The 18,572-nt window shown below is 41.9% G+C and carries 19 protein-coding genes; 3 read left to right on the top strand and 16 right to left on the bottom strand.

The genetic code is table 11. The features are described from left to right. Nucleotides 1–11: 11 nt before the first annotated feature. On the bottom strand, nucleotides 12–1,304 hold the full coding sequence (locus tag M3189_RS17140; RefSeq protein WP_251635700.1) for an HD domain-containing protein: 1,293 nt from the start codon (nucleotides 1,302–1,304) through the stop codon (nucleotides 12–14). Between the two features lie 118 nt (nucleotides 1,305–1,422). Continuing rightward, nucleotides 1,423–1,644, bottom strand: a complete 222-nt coding sequence (locus M3189_RS17135) for a DUF1450 domain-containing protein (protein WP_251635698.1) — start codon at nucleotides 1,642–1,644, stop codon at nucleotides 1,423–1,425. A gap of 266 nt (nucleotides 1,645–1,910) precedes the next feature. Here M3189_RS17135 and M3189_RS17130 point away from each other — a divergent pair, with 266 nt between their 5' ends. Next, a complete protein-coding gene (locus tag M3189_RS17130; RefSeq protein WP_251635696.1) occupies nucleotides 1,911–2,663 on the top strand; it encodes an RsfA family transcriptional regulator in 753 nt (250 codons plus the stop codon). Nucleotides 2,664–2,775: 112 nt separating this feature from the next. Here the strand turns inward: M3189_RS17130 and M3189_RS17125 are convergent, their stop codons facing one another. Then, on the bottom strand, nucleotides 2,776–3,597 hold the full coding sequence (locus tag M3189_RS17125) for a lipoate--protein ligase family protein (RefSeq protein WP_251635694.1): 822 nt from the start codon (nucleotides 3,595–3,597) through the stop codon (nucleotides 2,776–2,778). A 262-nt stretch (nucleotides 3,598–3,859) separates the two neighbouring features. Further along, complete coding sequence (gene pta / locus M3189_RS17120) at nucleotides 3,860–4,834, bottom strand: phosphate acetyltransferase (protein WP_251635691.1); 975 nt, start codon at nucleotides 4,832–4,834, stop codon at nucleotides 3,860–3,862. 234 nt (nucleotides 4,835–5,068) lie between these two features. Between pta and hemQ the strand changes: the two genes are divergently transcribed. Further along, nucleotides 5,069–5,812 (top strand): hydrogen peroxide-dependent heme synthase, encoded by a 744-nt coding sequence (hemQ, locus tag M3189_RS17115; protein WP_251636434.1) that lies wholly within the window; start codon nucleotides 5,069–5,071, stop codon nucleotides 5,810–5,812. A gap of 216 nt (nucleotides 5,813–6,028) precedes the next feature. Further along, entirely contained in the window at nucleotides 6,029–6,508 is a 480-nt protein-coding gene (gene gerQ / locus M3189_RS17110; protein WP_251635689.1) for a spore coat protein GerQ, read from the top strand. 43 nt (nucleotides 6,509–6,551) lie between these two features. On the opposite strand, the gene M3189_RS17105 is transcribed toward gerQ, so the two are convergent. From M3189_RS17105 to fdnG, 12 genes are all read right to left on the bottom strand, one after another. Further along, nucleotides 6,552–6,923, bottom strand: a complete 372-nt coding sequence (locus M3189_RS17105) for a DUF423 domain-containing protein (RefSeq protein WP_251635687.1) — start codon at nucleotides 6,921–6,923, stop codon at nucleotides 6,552–6,554. Nucleotides 6,924–6,935: 12 nt separating this feature from the next. After that, the gene (locus M3189_RS17100) at nucleotides 6,936–7,223 is read right to left on the bottom strand and encodes a YwdI family protein (RefSeq protein ID WP_251635685.1); all 288 of its coding nucleotides are present in this window, start codon (nucleotides 7,221–7,223) and stop codon (nucleotides 6,936–6,938) included. A 139-nt stretch (nucleotides 7,224–7,362) separates the two neighbouring features. Then, entirely contained in the window at nucleotides 7,363–8,382 is a 1,020-nt protein-coding gene (locus M3189_RS17095) for a thiazole biosynthesis adenylyltransferase ThiF (protein ID WP_251635678.1), read from the bottom strand. A 153-nt stretch (nucleotides 8,383–8,535) separates the two neighbouring features. Next, on the bottom strand, nucleotides 8,536–8,769 hold the full coding sequence (moaD, locus tag M3189_RS17090) for a molybdopterin converting factor subunit 1 (RefSeq protein WP_251635676.1): 234 nt from the start codon (nucleotides 8,767–8,769) through the stop codon (nucleotides 8,536–8,538). Beyond that, entirely contained in the window at nucleotides 8,762–9,226 is a 465-nt protein-coding gene (locus M3189_RS17085; protein ID WP_251635674.1) for a molybdenum cofactor biosynthesis protein MoaE, read from the bottom strand. Before M3189_RS17085 ends, moaD begins: the two co-directional genes overlap by 8 nt. A 16-nt stretch (nucleotides 9,227–9,242) precedes the next feature. Beyond that, on the bottom strand, nucleotides 9,243–11,165 hold the full coding sequence (locus tag M3189_RS17080) for a molybdopterin biosynthesis protein (RefSeq protein WP_251635672.1): 1,923 nt from the start codon (nucleotides 11,163–11,165) through the stop codon (nucleotides 9,243–9,245). A 14-nt stretch (nucleotides 11,166–11,179) separates the two neighbouring features. Then, nucleotides 11,180–12,412, bottom strand: coding sequence for a molybdopterin molybdotransferase MoeA (locus M3189_RS17075; RefSeq protein WP_251635670.1), 1,233 nt, complete (start codon nucleotides 12,410–12,412; stop codon nucleotides 11,180–11,182). A gap of 25 nt (nucleotides 12,413–12,437) precedes the next feature. Continuing rightward, complete coding sequence (gene mobA, locus M3189_RS17070; protein WP_251635668.1) at nucleotides 12,438–13,031, bottom strand: molybdenum cofactor guanylyltransferase; 594 nt, start codon at nucleotides 13,029–13,031, stop codon at nucleotides 12,438–12,440. A gap of 16 nt (nucleotides 13,032–13,047) precedes the next feature. Then, nucleotides 13,048–13,857, bottom strand: coding sequence for a formate dehydrogenase accessory protein FdhE (locus M3189_RS17065; protein WP_251635666.1), 810 nt, complete (start codon nucleotides 13,855–13,857; stop codon nucleotides 13,048–13,050). Between the two features lie 101 nt (nucleotides 13,858–13,958). Beyond that, complete coding sequence (locus tag M3189_RS17060; RefSeq protein ID WP_251635664.1) at nucleotides 13,959–14,696, bottom strand: formate dehydrogenase subunit gamma; 738 nt, start codon at nucleotides 14,694–14,696, stop codon at nucleotides 13,959–13,961. Beyond that, nucleotides 14,689–15,519 (bottom strand): 4Fe-4S dicluster domain-containing protein, encoded by an 831-nt coding sequence (locus M3189_RS17055; RefSeq protein ID WP_251635662.1) that lies wholly within the window; start codon nucleotides 15,517–15,519, stop codon nucleotides 14,689–14,691. The genes M3189_RS17060 and M3189_RS17055 overlap by 8 nt, the downstream gene beginning before the upstream one ends. Beyond that, nucleotides 15,519–18,497, bottom strand: coding sequence for a formate dehydrogenase-N subunit alpha (gene fdnG / locus M3189_RS17050; protein WP_251636432.1), 2,979 nt, complete (start codon nucleotides 18,495–18,497; stop codon nucleotides 15,519–15,521). Before fdnG ends, M3189_RS17055 begins: the two co-directional genes overlap by 1 nt. Nucleotides 18,498–18,572: the final 75 nt, after the last annotated feature.

The following is an 18,572-nucleotide window of genomic DNA, read 5'->3' as shown; positions in this document are numbered from 1 at the left end:
CTACTCCAGGGTTATATCTCTAATAGGCTACGTATTTGTTTTTTTATTTCTGAAGAATCGTCCTCTAAGAAGTCACCAGGGTAATATAATTTATGGTCCGTTCTCCTTTTACCAGAGATGGCATCCACAATCTCGGACTCCCTAGAAAGCTCCCTTAGTTCCCCGCTTTTCATTAATAAATGTATCGGCAGACGCTCTTCTTCTTCTCCAGGACGATAAAAGTCATACGGTAAATCCGAAGACGAATCGACAACTAAATAATATTCAGGGTCCATTCCTGCTTTTTCAAAAAGACTTGTCAGTTCAGCGAGTTTTTTATATTCCTTTGCAGGGTCAAACTCAGCATATTTAAATAAATTCCGATTCACAAACCGCCGGCAAAGATCACTTAAAATTGCATCATCTTCTTCCTGCCAGATTTGAAAATAATACATAATAATCGATTCATCTAACTTTAAATAGTCTTCTAACGTTACCTTGTCCATAAAGAAAGAATAAAAGTGAATCGGGTCATTTTTAAAAGAATAGTTGTTTTCATAAAGCTGCTTGGCACGGTGAAGAATTTTGGTCAAAATCACCTCTGCACTCCGAGAAACAGGATGAAAATAAACCTGCCAATACATTTGATAGCGGCTCATGATATAATCCTCAACCGCATGCATTCCGCTTTTCTTAATCACTACCTGGTCTTCCTTTGGTCTCATGACACGAAGAATTCGCTCCATATCAAATTGGCCATAGCTTACACCGGTAAAATAAGCATCCCGCTGCAAATAATCCATCCGGTCTGCATCAATTTGGCTGGAAATTAAGCTGACCACGAGCTTTTTAGCAGATGTTTTTGCAATCACCTCAGCAACCTGCTGGGGAAAATCAGGACTAACTTTTTTTAAAATAAAATTAACCTCTGTATCTCCTAACACGATTTTTTTTGTAAAATCTTCATGGTCGAAGTCGAATACTTTTTCAAATGAATGGGAGAATGGGCCATGCCCCAAATCGTGGAGAAGAGCGGCACATAGCGTAAGAAGACGGTCATCGTCATTCCATTCCGGTCTGCCTGCAAACACATCATCGATAATGCGTCTGACAATTTCATATACTCCGAGAGAATGGTTAAAGCGGCTGTGCTCAGCGCCATGGAAGGTCAAAAAGGTGGTACCAAGCTGTTTGATACGGCGCAGGCGTTGAAACTCTTTTGTTCCGACCAAATCCCATATCACGCGATCACGTACGTGTACGTAGCGATGAACAGGGTCTTTAAACACTTTTTCTTCACTTAGTTTTTCCGCCGAATATACCATCGCTTTCCCTCTTCCTCTAAACTTTCTTCTATTATATCCCAATTTCCAACAATTTTCTGCAGGATTTTTCGACAGACCTAAAAAGAAAAATCACCTAGGATCGTGAAGTCGAAGGTGATTATTTTAACTTTTTATTTACTTTCTCCATTAATTCCTCTTCGGTTAGAGCAGCAACCGGACGGTTATTGACAAAGGCAAATGTTTTCTTCCGGCCAGGTCCACAATAAGATTGGCAGCCAATTATGATTTCAGCTTCAGGATCCAATTCTTTCAAACGAGGGATTAATGTCTTCAGATTCACGGCCTGACAATCATCACAAACGCGGAATTCATTTGACATTACTTCCACCCTTTCTTTTGGGCTATCTATTCTATTTTGTCCAATATATTTACGGTTTAACTCCTTAGGTATTTTACAATTTCTTTCTTTCCATTGCAAGTTGCTTTTCTTTTGAAATCCTTCTAACTCTTTTAGTTAAAAAAACTATTATCCTTGCAGACATTTTGGTATAAAGCTTCCAAAACTTGTCCAAGATAAGACTAGAACTTTTAAAAACTCGTCCCCGAGCGGGTTCACTGAAATTACTATTTAGGGAGTTGAAAAGGATGAAAGTACGGCAAGATGCATGGACAGATGAAGATGATCTATTGTTAGCTGAAACCGTCCTTCGCCATGTACGTGAAGGAAGTACCCAGCTGAACGCTTTTGAAGAGGTTGGCGACAAGCTAAATCGGACATCTGCAGCCTGTGGGTTCAGATGGAATGCGGTTGTGCGCCATCGCTATGAAAAAGCATTGCAATTAGCAAAAAAACAGCGTAAACAAAGACAAAGAGTGTTAGGGAAAGACCAAGGAGGAAAGAAAAAGTTACTATATAATCCTCCAGTACCGGCTGTGGATGACTTTGAAACACTTTCTGCACCAGTCGAAGTACAAATGGAGGCTTCTTATGAAATGCCAGATTTAACAACTGAAGTTGCCGCTGAAACATACGTTAAGCCTGCGGCACCAGTGTACAGACCAACAGTATCAACACCTACAGGAGCGGGACTATCATTAGATAGCGTTATTGATTACTTGCAAAACTTTAATCATGCGAATCTGCAAAATGAAGCATTAAAAAGTGAGAATGAAAGATTAAAGCGTGAAATTGCGGAGCTACGCAAGCAAAATGAAGAAATGTCTGCTAAAATTGAAGGTCTCGAGCAAAATACTGAAACCATCCAAGAAGATTACGAGACACTCATGAAGATTATGAACCGCGCTCGTAAGCTTGTATTATTTGAAGAAGAAGAAAGACCAGCAGCGACGAAATTCAAAATGGACCGTAATGGGAATTTAGAGAAAGTCGCTGAGTAAAACGAGAAGCTACAAGCGCCTGCCTATCGGCGCTTGGGCTAGACAAAGCAATTGGGAGAGAACAATATCCTCTTAAAAAAGAGCCGTAAATCCACTGGGGGTTTACGGCTTTTTATATTTTCCCATTCCGCTCCATGATCCTTTGGTAATAACCGGGGAGAAGTTCCAATTCAAACTCATTTAATACTCCTGAGTAAAGATGGTCGCTGTTCTTTTTTAATTGGTTTAATAGACGCAGCATCACATCTGATATGGTCATTGGCTTTTCCAAAAGCTCAGAGAGAGAGGCCATCACTTCTGGTACAATCTCTGGATACGTGAACTTTGTTGGCTGGTCACCTTTAGCAATCTCATAAAAGTGTTTAATTACTTGTGCCCGCTGACTGCCGCTGCCAGTAACACATAAATAGATTTGAACCGCGACCCCTTTTTTAAGGCGGCGCTGCGAAATACCGGCGAATTTTCTGCCATCAATACTGAGGTCATAGCTTCCTGGGCAATAGGAGCCAACAATTTCCTTTGCCTCAATCTTCTTATGATAATCCGCAAACATATCTTGAATCAGCTGCCACATCGTATCATATCCACGGTTGATATCAATCCCTTTTTCTTTTTCAGGGAGAATCAAGGAGATATTCAAAACACCTTCATCAAGCACCACCGCTAATCCGCCTGAGTTCCGGACAATAGACTGATAGCCCTGGCTCCCGAGAAATTGTCTTCCTTCTTTTAAGAATGGCAGTTTGGTATCTTGTATCCCGAGGACGATGGTATTGTGATGGACCCAGGTTCTAGCTGTTGCAGGAGCCTGTCCAGAGCCGATAGAAGCACATAGCGTATCATCGGTGCCAAATGACTGTAATGCATGAAAATGACGGCCAGCACTCGACTGATCAATAATCCGCCATTCTTGTTGATGCAATAAACCTTCCATATTGTTTTTCTCCTCAAAATGAATAGTAAGCTTATTTTAACAAAAAGAATCCTACTAAAACAGCTACTGTCGATTTTCCATATTATGTATAAAAGTACAAAACCCTTCTAAAAAAGTCCAAATGCCACTCAAAAAGGTCCATAACCCACAAAAAATAGTCCAAACTTGACTCAAAATAGTCCATAACCCTCATAAAATAGTCCATAACTCAAAAACCGCCAACACAAAAAGCCAGCCCACCCCAGGACTGGCTCGCAAAACCCTATTTTATTCCTTGCGCTGCCGTAATCAATGCCAATTTATAGACATCTTCTTCATTACAGCCGCGTGATAGGTCATTCACAGGTTTGTTTAACCCTTGAAGAATCGGACCAACTGCTTCGAATCCGCCTAAACGCTGAGCAATTTTGTAACCGATGTTTCCAGCTTCAAGACTTGGGAAAATAAACACGCTCGCATCGCCTTGCAGCGGTGAATCGGGTGCTTTACTTTTTGCCACAGACGGAACAAAGGCAGCATCAAATTGGAATTCACCATCGATTACCAAGGAAGGGTCACGGCGCTTTGCTTCTTCCACTGCTCCTGAAACTCTTTCCGTCTCTGGAGACTTCGCTGAACCCTTTGTGGAAAAGCTTAGCATCGCAATCCTTGGCTCGATATCAAACATATCCGCTGTTTTCGCACTTTCTACCGCAATTTCAGCTAAATCATTGCTGTCCGGCGCAATATTGATGGCGCAATCGGCAAATACATATTTTTCATCCTCACGAACCATGATGAAGACACCAGACGTTTTCTTCACGCCTTCTTTTGTTTTAATAATTTGCAATGCAGGGCGGACCGTATCGGCTGTAGAGTGCGCCGCACCGCTCACCAAACCGTCTGCTTTATTCAAGTACACCAACATGGTGCCAAAATAATTTTCATCTAATAAGATCTTACGTGCATCTTCTTCTGTCACTTTTCCTTTACGGCGTTCCACAAACGCTGCCACAAGCTCGTCCATTGCCGCATAGCTCGCTGGGTCATAAATTTCTGCTGCCTCTAAGGAAACACCTAGCTCCTGTGCTTTAGCCTGAACTTGTTCAATATTTCCTACCAAAATAGGAGTTAATCGCTTTTCTTCTGCAAGTCTGCTGGCTGCTCTGACAATTCGCTCATCCAAGCCTTCTGGAAAAACAATCCTCATATCCCGGCCTGATAATTTCTGTTTTAACCCTTCAAATAAATCTGCCACATTAAATCCTCCCTAAATATATCTACTTCTTTTAGCATACTTTACCTGTTGAAAAATTCAACTTAGGTAACGCTTCCACTGTAAATGTTCTTTTATTCAAAAAACTCACACAACCTTTACTATTTACCTCTTTATTTAAAATTATCCATGGGGGTTTATTCGAGCGTGTCTTGGTCAAACTATGATATAGTAAAGATTGTTAATAAGAAGAATGATTATTTAGGAGTGATTATCATGAGTGAAGCAGCTCAAACGCTTGATGGCTGGTATTGTTTGCATGATTTCCGTACGGTTGATTGGACGACTTGGAAAATGCTTTCAAGTGATGAACGTCAAAGTGCGATTCACGAGTTTTTAAGTCTAGTTGAAAAGTGGAATCACACGCAGGAGCGCAACGAAGGCAGCCATGCTCTCTATACAATTGTTGGTCAAAAAGCTGATTTTATGATGATGATTTTACGCCCGACAATGGCAGAATTAAACGAAATTGAAACAGAATTTAATAAAACAAAATTAGCTGAATTTACAATCCCAGCACATTCTTATGTATCTGTTGTTGAGCTCAGCAACTATCTGCCTGCTGGCGAGGATCCATACCAAAATCCACAAATTCTTGCACGACTCTATCCGAAGCTTCCTAAAACTGCACATGTTTGTTTCTATCCTATGGACAAGCGCCGTCAAGGAAATGACAACTGGTATATGCTTCCGATGGAAGAGCGCCGCAGTATGATGCGCAGCCACGGAATGATTGGCCGTACATATGCAGGAAAAGTAAAGCAAATCATTACCGGTTCTGTCGGCTTTGATGACTACGAATGGGGCGTAACGCTTTTTGCTGAAGATGTTCTTCAATTCAAAAAGCTTATCTATGAAATGCGTTTTGACGAAGTAAGTGCCCGTTACGGTGAATTTGGTGCTTTCTTTGTGGGTAATCTGTTAGAGGAAGAGAGAGTAGCTCGCTTCTTGCAGGTTTAATCTTGAAAGTTCTCAGCATCTGCTGGGGGCTTTTTTTGTATTCTCGTTAAGTCATATTTCTCCCTTCCTCCTCATACTAATAAAACAGCGAGTCTTAAGTTTTAGCTCCGAATAATCTCACAAACGGGACTATCCCGATTGTCACCATTTAGGCTTCTGGGAGTATGAATGAAATGTTGGCACAAATGGGTTAGTCATTTTTTAGGAGGGGAAAAGATGAATCAGTATTATAATCAACAAGGGTATCAGCCCTATCAAGCTAGACAGGGAGCACAAGCTCCATATCAAGGTCAAGGGCAGGGATTTTTTCCTGGTGGGCAACAGCAAGGATTTCCGCAGTTCCCACAACAAGGATTTCCACAGCAAGGTATACCTACATCGCCACCTGCAGCACAACAACCGGGAATGCTGCCAGTTGAACAATCGTACATCGAAAATATTCTGCGATTAAACAAAGGGAAGTTAGCCACCGTTTATGCAACCTTTGAGGGCAACAATCAATGGAATGCCAAGAAATTTGTTGGGATTATTGAAGCTGCCGGAAGGGACCATGTTATTTTAAGTGACCCGCAGGTTGGTACTCGTTTCCTCATCCCAATGGTACCGATTGACTACATTACGTTTGATGAAGAAATTGAATATGAGTATCCTTTTGCAGCAGGAGCACCCGCTTTAGGTACTTATTCTCCTAGATAAAAACAAAAGGCATTGGAGCTATATCCAATGCCTTTTTGCTATTTTACAAATCTTTAACAGTACCTATAATCATCAAAACCCAGCCTGCTAAAAAGCAGACTCCGCCAAGCGGTGTGATGGCACCGAGCACGCCTATCTTAGTCAAGCTTAGAACATAGAGACTGCCGCTAAAAAGAATGATTCCGATAAGAAATAACCAGCCAGACCAAGTAAAGAAGGAACTAGCTTCAACTTTTCCAAGCAGCATTCCAATCACTAACAGTCCTGTTGCATGAAACATTTGATAGGTGACACCTGTTTTCCAAATTTCTAGATAATGAGGATCTAGCTTATCCTTAAGTCCATGTGCTCCAAAGGCTCCTAGTGCAACCGCTAAAAAGGCATTTATCGCTCCAATGATTATAAAAGTTTTCACACTTTCTCCCCCTTAAAAGTCAAATAATGAATCTCCGTTTGCTTCGTCTTCCATTTCTAGTTTCTTTGGTTGATTGAGTGATACGGGCTGCCCAAAGGCTGGCTGTGTTGTCATAGGTTGAAAGGCTGTTATAGGCATTGGTAGTGCCTCCTGTTGTACCTGCTTTTCATCTAGTATCAACTCGCATAATATTTTAATAGAGTACACTTTTTCCCGCAAGTTTTCTTGCTTACTGCTGGTTTTCGCAAGCCTTAATTCCTCTTCTATTTTCCTTAGTAATTTATCTACTGAAATATCCACAATTTATTAACTCCTCTATTTCAATCTCTTTATTATCATACCAAATTCGCCAGCCAATTAGAAATTCGACATGTTTCACGTGAAACATGTTAGGTTTTGTCATATAAAAAACCCGCACCAATGAGGTACGAGTTCTAAGTCATCCTAAAATTCTTTGATAAATAGTTTTAGCATGGGTAAGATCCTTTGTTCCATGAATGAGAGCACGGCCGTCGTTGAAGATGACCATCCGTTCCTCTCCCATTTCTACTGATAATAGATAGGGATTCCCTTTTACGACATAGCCTAGTGTACTAAGCTGTCCTGCCAGCTTCTCTAGCGATATTTCGCCTTGAGAGGCTGGACGAATTTGGACCGTGTCTCGCCCGCATAAAACAGTGGTTTTTGTCCTATTTTCCTTGTCGAGGTAAGGGTAGGTTCTTTCCTCGCCACAGGATAAACAGCCTGTAAATTTGGCTTTCCCCATTTTCAAACTAGTATATTGGTTCCGCCATAGATCAAAGCTGACAAATGAGGTCCGAACTGCGTCCCAATCCTCGACTAGCATTTTGAGCGCTTCCGCACTTTGATGAGCAATGACCATTTGGACAGCCGGCGAGATAATTCCTCCGGTATCACAGGTTAATCCCTGCATCGGAATTGTCCGTAACAAACAGTTTAGGCACGGGGTCTTTCCTGGAATGATTGAAAAACTCATCCCATAACTGCCGACACACGCACCATAAATCCATGGTATCTGATACTTTTGTGAAACATCATTAATAATCATCCGTGTTTCAAAATTATCGGTGGCATCCATGATGATGTCGACATCCTTCACCAATTCCTCGAGCATATCTGGAGTGGCATCCCCAATAATCGCATGAATTTCAACGTCTGAATTGATTGCCTTTAGCCGTTTTTCAGCGGCAGCAGCCTTCGGAAGCTTCTCCGCCACATCTTCTTCGGTATAAAGCTGCTGGCGCTGCAGATTGCTTGCCTCAACATAATCTCTATCAACAATCGTAAGCCTGCCAACACCAGCTCGAGTGAGGATTTCTGCATTCCCTGACCCAAGCGCACCGGCACCGATCATTAACACATGCTTCGAGCGGATTTTAGCCTGTCCTTCTTTCCCGATTCCTGGAAAGAGGACCTGACGTGAATATCGTTCGTTCATTCTGCTTCCCCTTCCACAATCGTTTTACTTGGTTAATGGGGTATTACTCGCGTTATCCGAGAGTATTCCCCGCTATCCGAGAGTAATTTCCGCCATCCGAGAGTATTCCCCGCTTTCCGAGAGTATCCTCCATTTTCCGAGAGTTACCCTGAATCAACCGCCGCTTACTGGCGGGATAAAGGCGATTTCATCTCCGTCTTGAATCACTTCATCGTCCTGGGCAAACTCTTCGTTTATTGCCGTCATAACGGTATCTAATTTAGGAAGATTGTAGATTGCTCCCAACTCTGCCTTCAATTCAGCCACACTTTTACCTGTCGCATTTAATTTAAGAAACTCTTCGCCAACCGCATCACGCAAATGGGCGAAAAACATTACTTTATTCATTCAAATCGTCCTCCTCAGGTTTGCCGCTTGGGTAAGCAACCGTTTCAAGCTGGTTGCCCATCCACTCTTCACCATCTTCCCAATGTTCCTTTTTCCAAATCGGGACAATTTCTTTGATCCTTTCAATCGCATAACGATTGGCATCGTAGGAATCGGCACGGTGTGGAGTGGAAACAGCAATAACGACGGCGATATCCGTGATATCAAGACGGCCGACACGATGGGTAATCGCCACCTGAGAACCTTCCCAGCGCTCTTCAATTTCCCTGCCGATTTGCTCAAGCTTTTTCACAGCCATTGCTTCATACGCATCGTAAATTAAGAATAGCGTCTTTTTGCCTTTTGTTAATTCACGTACCGTTCCAATAAAAGTAGTGATTGCTCCAGCATTACGCTGAACAACCTTATCAATAACCGATTGTATATCAATAGGTTCCTTTGAAATTTGAAAGTTCATTTTTTGTGCACCTCTTTTAGATCAAATTCTTTGGCTGCGCCTTTTCCACTACTTCGTATCCGCCAATCTTTTCGACCTGCTCTTTAAATTGCGGTGATTGGATAATGTCGATTAATAATTTGCCGCTTTCACTTTCATAAAAGCTCCTCGACATCACTAAATCGTACTCTTCATCACCGACAGGTACAAAATCCAATTCCATTGCTTTTGCGGCAGGATAAATCCCGAGCCCTGCACCCTGACTGTCCCCATTTACTTCCGCAGCTACAGCTAAGTGTGAAAACATCTCTCTATCATATCCGGTAACTTCTTCTGAAGAAATTCCGTTCTCCTCAAGCAGCAAGTCAAAGAGAATCCTTGTTCCTGCGCCTTTTTGACGGTTAACAAAGTTCGCTTTTTTCTCAGCAATATCCATTACCGTCTCAATTCCCAGCGGATTTCCCTTTGGTAGTATCCAGCCTTGCTTTCTTTTTAAAAATGGATAGAGAACAACATCTGCACCTGCTAGCATTTTCTTAACATAGGAGATATTGTATTGCTTTGTATTCGGATCAAGCAAATGAATGCCCGCTACATGGGCCTCGCCTTTTCGAATTGCCATAATACCAGCCATACTGCCAACATGTGCTGAAACGATTTTCATATCTGCACGTTGTCTTTTCACCTGTGAGGATAAAAGGTCAATGGTCAAATCATGGCTGCCACAAAACATAATGGCATTTTTGATCTCCTCAAGTGGTCGTAATAACTCAACTTCAGCAAAATCACCTTGTTCATAGCCAATTACGTTGGCTGGTACGACAAGAAGGCCATCTGCTCTCACATAGGACATCGTTACGCCCGCTGCTCTTGTCAGTGGATTTGCAACATACTGTCCATTCACATAGCCGATATTCATTCGTACAAAGTCCTCAGCCCCCATACCCGAAACAATTCTGCGGCCAAGTTTAACAGTGACTGTTTGCCGTTTTGGCTCTGGGATTTGCAAATACTTACATATCAACGGCCTGACAAACCATTCTAACGACAAATAGGCGGAGACCGGATATCCTGGGACACCTACGACAATCTTTTCATTTATTTTTCCTAAAATAACGGGCTTTCCAGGTCTTGCAGCCACACCGTGGGTAAAGACCGTTCCAATTTCACCGATAATATGAACGGTATAATCCTTTGAACCTGCTGATGACCCGGCATTAATAACAATAATATCCGAGGTTTCCGCTGCTTCAAGTAATACAGACTTAATCTTTTCAGGGTCGTCCTTCACAATTTGGTGAAGTCTTGGCTCCCCGCCCCAATCTTTTACAAAATTCGCAAAAACCGTTCCATTAAACTCAATAATCTTTCCTGAGGAAAGTACACTATTTGCCTCAACAAGCTCATTACCTGTCGGGATGATGGTAACAACCGGCTTTTTCACAACCGGAATCTGTAGTTGTTGGGCTGCTAAAAGAATACCCAAATCTGCTGGTCTAAGGATATGCCCCTGCGGGAAAAGCATTTCCTCTTGTACAATATCCTCGCCAATTGGGCGGATATGCTGCCATGGTGTTGCGGGCTCTATAATTTCAATGGTTTCTTCATCAATCATATCAACATGCTCAATCATAATGACTGCGTTAAATGGAGCTGGTATCGCATTTCCTGTGTCCACAATGGCAAAATCAATCCCCAGCTTAAGCTGAAGTGGATTTTGTTCATGGGCGGTATACGTTTTTTCAGCAATCACCGCAATTCCATCCATGGCGGATGCATGGTAATGTGGCATGGATACATTTGCAAAAATCGGTTCAGCCGTTACACGTCCAAGGGCGTCACTTGTTGGAATCATTTCTTTTTCGAGAGGCAGAGAAAAGTTCTCGAGAATTTCTGTTTTCGCTTCCGATCGGGGTTTGTCCTCTAAATATATTTTCCGTTTATACGTTTTGCGGTCCATCTATTTTATCCCCCTCATCGTGTTGCAATCACAGGAACATAGTCTCCCTGTGAAATACCCTCTTTTTCTGAAATAATTTCAACAATACCATCACTTTTTACTAAGGTAGTGATTAACCCTGATTTTCCAATAATCGGCTCCGCCCACCATTCTCCGTCTTTCTCAAATAAACGAACACGAATGTAGTCAGACCTTCCTGGTGATGAAGGAATATTCTTCGTAATTCGGGCAAAAATTCTATTAGGCTTTTTATCAATTTTTTCCCCTTTTAACTTTTGAAGAATCTTCTCACCAAACAGCATAAAAATAATCATCGCAGAAGCGGGATGCCCCGGAAGGCCCATAACAGGTTTTCCATTTGCCATAGCAAGAATCGTAGGTTTTCCTGGTTTGATTGAAATGCCGTGAACGAACACGCCTGGTGAACCTAGTGACTGAACCACATCCGTTGTGTAGTCCTTTGCGCCGACCGAGCTTCCTCCTGAGAGAATTAAGCAATCAACTTCATTATATAAATCCTGCGCTTTTTGCTGAAACTCCTGATAGTCATCCTTCACAATTCCACCATACACAACCTCGACATTCCATTGTTTTGCGAGACCCGAAATCGTCAAATAGTTAATATCACGGATTTGTCCTTCTGAAAGTTTTTCTGTTTGATAGGGAACAATTTCATCACCAGATGATAGATAACCGACCTTGAGCCTACGGTAGACACTTACATGGCTAATTCCAAGTGAGGCAATTGCACCTAACTCTTGCGGGCGAATCAGGGTTCCTTCCCGAAGGAGGATTTCCCCTTCGCGGATATCCTCGCCTGCACGAATAATATTTTCACCAGGTGCGACTGACTTGTAAGTGTTTAACAGCCCATCATGGTCTTCGCAGTGTTCAATCATAATCACGCTGTCACTGCCAGGAGGAATCATTCCGCCTGTTGGGACATAGACAGCTTCCCCTTGACCGACAGGAATGGCTGCACACTCTCCCATTGCAACTTCACCCACCACCGTTAAAAACCCCGGCATGGAATCAGATGAACCATAGGTGTCCTTTGCCTTCACAGCATAACCATCCACCGTTGAGCGGTCAAAGCCAGGGACATTTTCCTTTGCGGTGACAGGCACGGCCAATATATAATGAAGAGCCTCTTCAAGTGAGAGAACTTCCGTTTCTACGATCGCTTGGATTTTTTCTTCTATCAGTTCAAACGTTTCTTCAACGGTTTTTACTTTGAAAAATTGCACTTTGCCTTACATCCTTCCTGCATCATCAGCTTCTGAGCCATTTTTTGGCTTCCTCATACTCATGGGGATGATTCATATTGAAAAAAACTCGCTCCAAATCGATGTTGGTATAGGCCTGCAGCTCATTTTCTGTTATATAAAGGACATTTAGATGATCAAGCAGTTGTTTGATTGGAAGACGTCCATTTTCAATACATTCTTCAATTTTTGTTACATTCTTCTTTTGAAAAACACCACATAGAGTTTGCATTTTCCCATTAATAACTGGAACTAAGGCATCGTGATGGTCAATCATATTCACAAGGGTCGCAGCTAGCTCGCCAGAAATAAATGGCATATCACATGCTGTAATGAAATTCACATCATAGTCTGAAGCCATTAAGCCGGCATGAAATCCTGCAAGTGGTCCCTTTCCGGGATAATGATCGGAGACCATTTTCACTCCTAAAAACTGATAGGACTCCATTTCATTGGTGACAAGAATGATATCATCAAAATAGATTTTAAGAGTATCTACCATTCTTTCAATAGTCGTCTTCTCATTTAGTTTTAGGAGAGCCTTATTTGTGCCCATTCTGCTCGATTTTCCGCCTGATAATATAATAGCAGCAGCTTTCATGAATTTGTGCACCTTCTTAATTTGATTGTTTTACTTGCCCAACCACTTGATATCCTTGCTCTTGAGCTACAAAGTCAAGATGAATTGTATTTAAGTCCAGCATAGCGCTTGACGGCATGCTCAGATATTGTCTTGTATCTATCACTTTAATATATCCTGTACACTTTTCGCAAACCTGAATTTGAGAGGTGGAGTCACCCTCAATGGTTATATACTGAATGGTGTTATGGTCATAATTGCCGCAGTGGGCACATTCAATTCGTTTTGCTTGCCAATGTGCAAGACAGCGAGGGCATGTCATTACTTTTTGTCCTTCATCACGAAGAACGGCAAGACGAGCTGGTTCACCGCAAACAGGGCAGCCTGCTCCTGGAACAGCATGAGTAATTTCGTGCTGGACTTTCTCTGCAGTTACCTGTAAGTAAGGTCGCAGTGCTGTTTCAGCTAAGAATTGTGGGATCCACTCTTCAAGCCCATTTTCTTCAGCAAAACTAGCAAAATAAACACTGTTAAAAGAAAAGGCTTCGTCAATCCAGCGAATCGCTGTTTCTTCGTTTACTAGTGCACTTATACCAGCAAGCTTTGTTTCAAGCTCAGGATTCATCTTGGTTAATAGCGTGTTTATCTCCTCTATCCACTGTAAGAATAGTGAAATTTCAAAATTAATAGACGTTAATGCTGCCGCAGGCACTCCTGCTGACATTGCACCCTTATCGAGGTTTGGAATAATTGATTCTGGATTGATACTCTTCTTCCAATTCTCTTGAAGGGCTAAAATATCCTTCTGCAAATTCTGATATTCTTTCGAAACAACAGATTTTTTCATCGTTGTGCACCTCTTTTTATATTTGGTAGGGCCAAAGTGTTTCTTTAAATAAAGGCTGTCCTGCGAGAGACAGCCTTTATTTGTATTAACTTTTAATATGATCAAGCGCCTTTTTTCTTCTTCTTGTCAGGACTAGTTGGTTTCTTTGGATTGCCATTTTTATCAATGTCAGGGAAGTTGCCTTTTGCAACCTCTTCATCATACCAGTCTGGATAGTGTTCTTTTGCCCACCATGCAGGAACCTCACCTGTAATAACACCGCTATATCCTGGTTTAGAGTTTTTGTGGATAACAGATAGATAGACGTGTCCGACTACTACTGCGATAGCTAATCCGAAACCGACGTTGTGTAATAAATACCCCCATTGAACCAAAGCTCTTGGGAAAATTTCCGGGAACCACATTGGGATACCTGAACCAATGATTAAAATCGCAGTAAGGATTTGTATAATTGAGTTAATCTTTTCACCAGCGTTAAAAAATGTTTGTCTAACATGTTTGAAATTGAAACCGAAAAGCTCTTTTACGAATTCAGTAAAGAATTCAAGATCACGTTTTTTCCACGTAACTAGTTCCTTCATCCATAGCTTAAAACCTTTGAAGTCAAAAATCACCCAGATAAACGTTGGTGTTACAAATGCAACGGCAAAGATTCGGTGAAGGAGACGAGCTCCTTCCGGTCCGCCAAGAACCGGATACAGCCAATCGAAAAACTCCGTATACATTGGCAAAGCCGTAATATAAAGGGCGAAGAAGGAAATCGCATTGACTGCATGTGCCCAAACAAATGCCCTAGAAAAACGTCTTACTTTTACTGTCGACTTTTGAGGTTTACTCATGGTGCTCACCTCCGTCTTCGTTTTTACCATTCTTTTTCTTACTAATGATAGTGTTGGTAATAAAAGCACCGACAACCGCCATAGTAGTTGCACCAATCATCATTTTACCAATTGGCTGTGCATAATCTTTCCAAATCACAGCTGAAGTTGGAACCTTAGGGTTTTCAGGCAAACCATATACAGATGGCTTTTCTGCTAATACGTAAACCGTGTGTGTTCCGCCAACACCTTGTGGATTGTAGACCATTGCATTCGGGTAACGGTCTTTAATTTGTTTAACACGTGCTTCTGCTTTTTTGATCATTTCAGCCTTATCACCAAACTCCATTGCACCTGTATGACAAGTTGTAACACAGGCAGGCTGCAAACCTTCTTCTAAGCGGTCGGTACACATTGTACATTTATTTGCTTTCTTATATTTGTCGCCATTTTTATCAACGTATTCCTTAAGGGAAATAACTTCAAATGGACAGTTATTTACGCAATATCCACAGCCTACACATTTCTCATGATCAATGACAACCGTACCAAAATCCGTGTAGCTAATTGCATTTTCTGGACAAACCTTTTCACAGGCAGCATCTGTACAGTGGAAGCACGCTGAGTGACGGAAGAGGTAGTCAAGGTTTCCTTTTGAATCTTCATGCTCAATATATTGCAGTACATTCCAAGTATCAGCTGTTGTCTTGGCATGTGACTGAACGCTTCCTGAGAAGTCCTGTGGTTCTGCCGGAAGGTCATTCCAGTTTTTACAAGCAACCATACAGGCACGACAGCCGTCACATTTGGTCACATCAACAAATTTTACATATTCAGTGGCCATTAGTCAGCCCTCCTTACGTCACAGAGGAATGCCTTATATTCAGGAATCGTTGTATTCGCATCCCCGATATGAGGCGTCAGGCGATTCGCTGTCTCCCCAGTTGCAATTCCTTTATAACCGAAATGCCATGGCATTCCGATTTGGTGAACATTTTTGCCATCAATCTTATGAGGCTTAAAGCGTTTTGTTACCATTGCGTAGGCTTTTACCTCGCCACGTGCAGAGCTGACAATGACTTCGTCTTTATTTTTGATGCCTTTTTCTTTTGCTAACTCTTCGCTCATTTCAATATACATATGTGGTACAAGCTCTGATAGCCATGCTTGGTTACGTGTCATCGTACCAGATTGCCAGTGCTCACTTACTCGGTAAGTGGTTGCCACAATCGGGAAATCTGCCTTGAAGCCGCGCTCATTAAATTTGCCATCAAATAATTGGATCGCAGGGTTAATTTCCTGACTTGAGAATGGATTCTTAACCGGGCTTTCAAAAGGCTCATAGTGTTCTGGTAATGGGCCGTCATTTAATGTAGGTGCAAATACTCCGCCAACACCGTCATTCATCATGATAAATGGATCCTCAAAGCCAGCGTCGCCAGGCTTCCTTGTTGCCACAAAGTCCGGAACGTCCACTCCTGTCCATTTACCTTGTACTGCGTCATACCATACAACTGCTTTTTCCTTATTGTAAGGAACACCGTTTGGATCACATGATGCTCGATTGTAAAGAATACGACGGTTCATCGGCCACGAATAGGACCAATTTAGATATAAACTCATTCCGGTATCTTTCTTATCACGGTTTTTCGCACGGTTCTTGCCTTCTTCAGGGTAGAATCCACAATAAATCCAGTTACCAGAGCAAGTTGTTCCGTCAGCTTTTAAGGCACCAAAGCCAGCGATTAATTTACCTGTTGTCGTATCATAGCCGTTGATTTCCTTACAAACAAGGTCGATATCTGGGTGGTGACCTTCACCATAGTTCCAATAAAGAGCATTAATTGGAGCTGCGGTTGGACCTGCTTCATTTTTATATAAACCTTTGATTCTAGTTGCAAGCTCATGGATAATTTCTAAGTCTGCCTTTGATTCACCAAGCGGCTTAATCGCCTGCCAGCGGTACTGCATCCAGCGAGCACTGTTCGATATACTTCCTTCTTTTTCATAAGAAGAACATGCTGGAAGTAGGAATACCTCTGTATTGATCTTAGATGGGTTACTGCCGGCCTCTTCTTGCCAGAAAGCGGAAGTTTCTGTTTCCCAAAGGTCAACAGCCACTAACCATTTTAGATTGGAAAGTGCTTCTTTTTCTTTCCCTGCATTTGGTCCGCCAACAACTGGGTTTGTTCCAAATAGGAAGGCACCTTCTAGCTTACCATCATACATAGCTTTAAATAGATTAATATGTGAATAGTTTTTATTGCCTTTTGGCAGATATTGATAGCCAAATTCATTTTCTGCTGTTGCATTCGGTCCATACCAAGCTTTTAATAAGCTGACAATGAACTTAGGTTTATTGCTCCAGTAGCCTGTTTTTGGTGTTTCCTTTTCTAAATGTCCTGCTAATGTTGCATTTTTTACATCTGTGGATGTAGGAGCATTCAAATATCCTGTTAAGTTACCATATAGCAGCCCGAAATCTGTTGAACCTTGAACATTGGATTCACCGCGCATTGCGTTAACCCCGCCGCCTGGTAAACCTACGTTACCTAAGAGAAGCTGAATAATAGCAAACGCACGAACGTTTTGTGTTCCAACTGTATGCTGGGTTGTTCCCATTGCATACATGATGGTTCCTGCTTTACCGACTTGACCCGTTGCACAGAAAGCTTCATATACCTTTAATAGGTCCGCTTTCGGTGTTCCAGTGATTTTTACAACGGTGTCTACATCATAGCGAGAGTAATGTTTTTTCATTAATTGGAAAACAGACCTTGGGTGCTCTAATGTGAAGTCTTTAACTAGATTCCCTTCGGCATCCTTTTCAAATGCCCACTGTGTTTTATCATAAGCACGCTTATCTTCGTTATAACCAGAGAATAAGCCATCTTCGAATTTATAGTTTGCGTTAACAATAAAGCTTGCGTTTGTATATTTAGCAACATACTCTTTGTGGTAAAGATTATTTTCAAGCGCATACTTGATCATTCCGCCAATAAACGGAATATCTGTTCCAGAGCGTAAAGGTGCATAAATATCAGACATTGACGACGTTCTTGTGTAACGAGGGTCAACGCTAACAATTTTCCCACCATTATCCTTTGCCTTTTGTAGCCATCTAAAGCTAATTGGATGGTTTTCAGCAGGGTTTGCGCCCATAATCAACGCACAATCAGTATACTGCACATCATTCCAACTGTTAGTCATTGCTCCACGACCAAATGAAGGTGCCAGACCGGCAACCGTAGAACTATGTCATATTCGTGCCTGGTGCTCTAAATAGGTGACACCAAGCCCTCTCATCATTTTAGAAAGCAGGTACGTCTCTTCATTATCAAGAGCTGCTCCGCCAAGGCTGGCAATCGCCTCGGTCTTATTCACTGTCATGCCATCTTCTGTTACTACAAATGTTTTATCACGTGTTTCTTTCGCACGCTTGGCAATGGTTTCATACATCCATTCCCATTCTTTTTCTTCCCATTTATTACTTCCTGGTGCACGGTAAAGCGGTTTCTTAATACGTTTTTCAGAAGTATATAACTGTCTAATTGTTGTTCCTTTACTACATAGCTTACCTTCGTTAATTGGGTTATCCGGATCCCCTTCCGTATAAACCACTGTATTGTCCTTTGTATGGACTAAAATCCCACAGCCAACGCCGCAAAAGCAACAAATGGTTGGTGTAACAGTTGATTTGGCAATTTTAAATTCTTTTGTGCTGGCATACGCTTTTTTCTCATTGAAGCCTAGTTCAACTACTGCTAACGTTGCTGCAGTAGCACCAGACAACTTCAAGAATTGCCGGCGGTTTAAGTTGATTTCAACCATTTTTCTATCTCCTTCCCAGTATTGAATAGAACATCCCTTTTTTTCTCTAGCCTAGCTTCGTTTTCT

Origin of the sequence: Neobacillus niacini, assembly GCF_023715415.1 — a bacterium.
In the GTDB taxonomy this organism is placed as follows: Bacteria; Bacillota; Bacilli; order Bacillales; family Cytobacillaceae; genus Neobacillus; species Neobacillus niacini_C.
This window is presented reverse-complemented; position numbering and strand designations above follow the sequence as displayed.

Excerpts from the sequence above, each read along its gene's own strand:
- M3189_RS17140 (WP_251635700.1), bottom strand. The coding sequence starts at position 1,304 with ATGGTATATTCGGCGGAAAAACTAAGTGAAGAAAAAGTGTTTAAAGAC.
- M3189_RS17135 (WP_251635698.1), bottom strand. The coding sequence starts at position 1,644 with ATGTCAAATGAATTCCGCGTTTGTGATGATTGTCAGGCCGTGAATCTG.
- M3189_RS17130 (WP_251635696.1), top strand. The coding sequence starts at position 1,911 with ATGAAAGTACGGCAAGATGCATGGACAGATGAAGATGATCTATTGTTA.
- M3189_RS17125 (WP_251635694.1), bottom strand. The coding sequence starts at position 3,597 with ATGGAAGGTTTATTGCATCAACAAGAATGGCGGATTATTGATCAGTCG.
- hemQ (WP_251636434.1), top strand. The coding sequence starts at position 5,069 with ATGAGTGAAGCAGCTCAAACGCTTGATGGCTGGTATTGTTTGCATGAT.
- gerQ (WP_251635689.1), top strand. The coding sequence starts at position 6,029 with ATGAATCAGTATTATAATCAACAAGGGTATCAGCCCTATCAAGCTAGA.
- M3189_RS17095 (WP_251635678.1), bottom strand. The coding sequence starts at position 8,382 with ATGAACGAACGATATTCACGTCAGGTCCTCTTTCCAGGAATCGGGAAA.
- moaD (WP_251635676.1), bottom strand. The coding sequence starts at position 8,769 with ATGAATAAAGTAATGTTTTTCGCCCATTTGCGTGATGCGGTTGGCGAA.
- M3189_RS17085 (WP_251635674.1), bottom strand. The coding sequence starts at position 9,226 with ATGAACTTTCAAATTTCAAAGGAACCTATTGATATACAATCGGTTATT.
- M3189_RS17080 (WP_251635672.1), bottom strand. The coding sequence starts at position 11,165 with ATGGACCGCAAAACGTATAAACGGAAAATATATTTAGAGGACAAACCC.
- mobA (WP_251635668.1), bottom strand. The coding sequence starts at position 13,031 with ATGAAAGCTGCTGCTATTATATTATCAGGCGGAAAATCGAGCAGAATG.
- M3189_RS17065 (WP_251635666.1), bottom strand. The coding sequence starts at position 13,857 with ATGAAAAAATCTGTTGTTTCGAAAGAATATCAGAATTTGCAGAAGGAT.
- M3189_RS17060 (WP_251635664.1), bottom strand. The coding sequence starts at position 14,696 with ATGAGTAAACCTCAAAAGTCGACAGTAAAAGTAAGACGTTTTTCTAGG.
- M3189_RS17055 (WP_251635662.1), bottom strand. The coding sequence starts at position 15,519 with ATGGCCACTGAATATGTAAAATTTGTTGATGTGACCAAATGTGACGGC.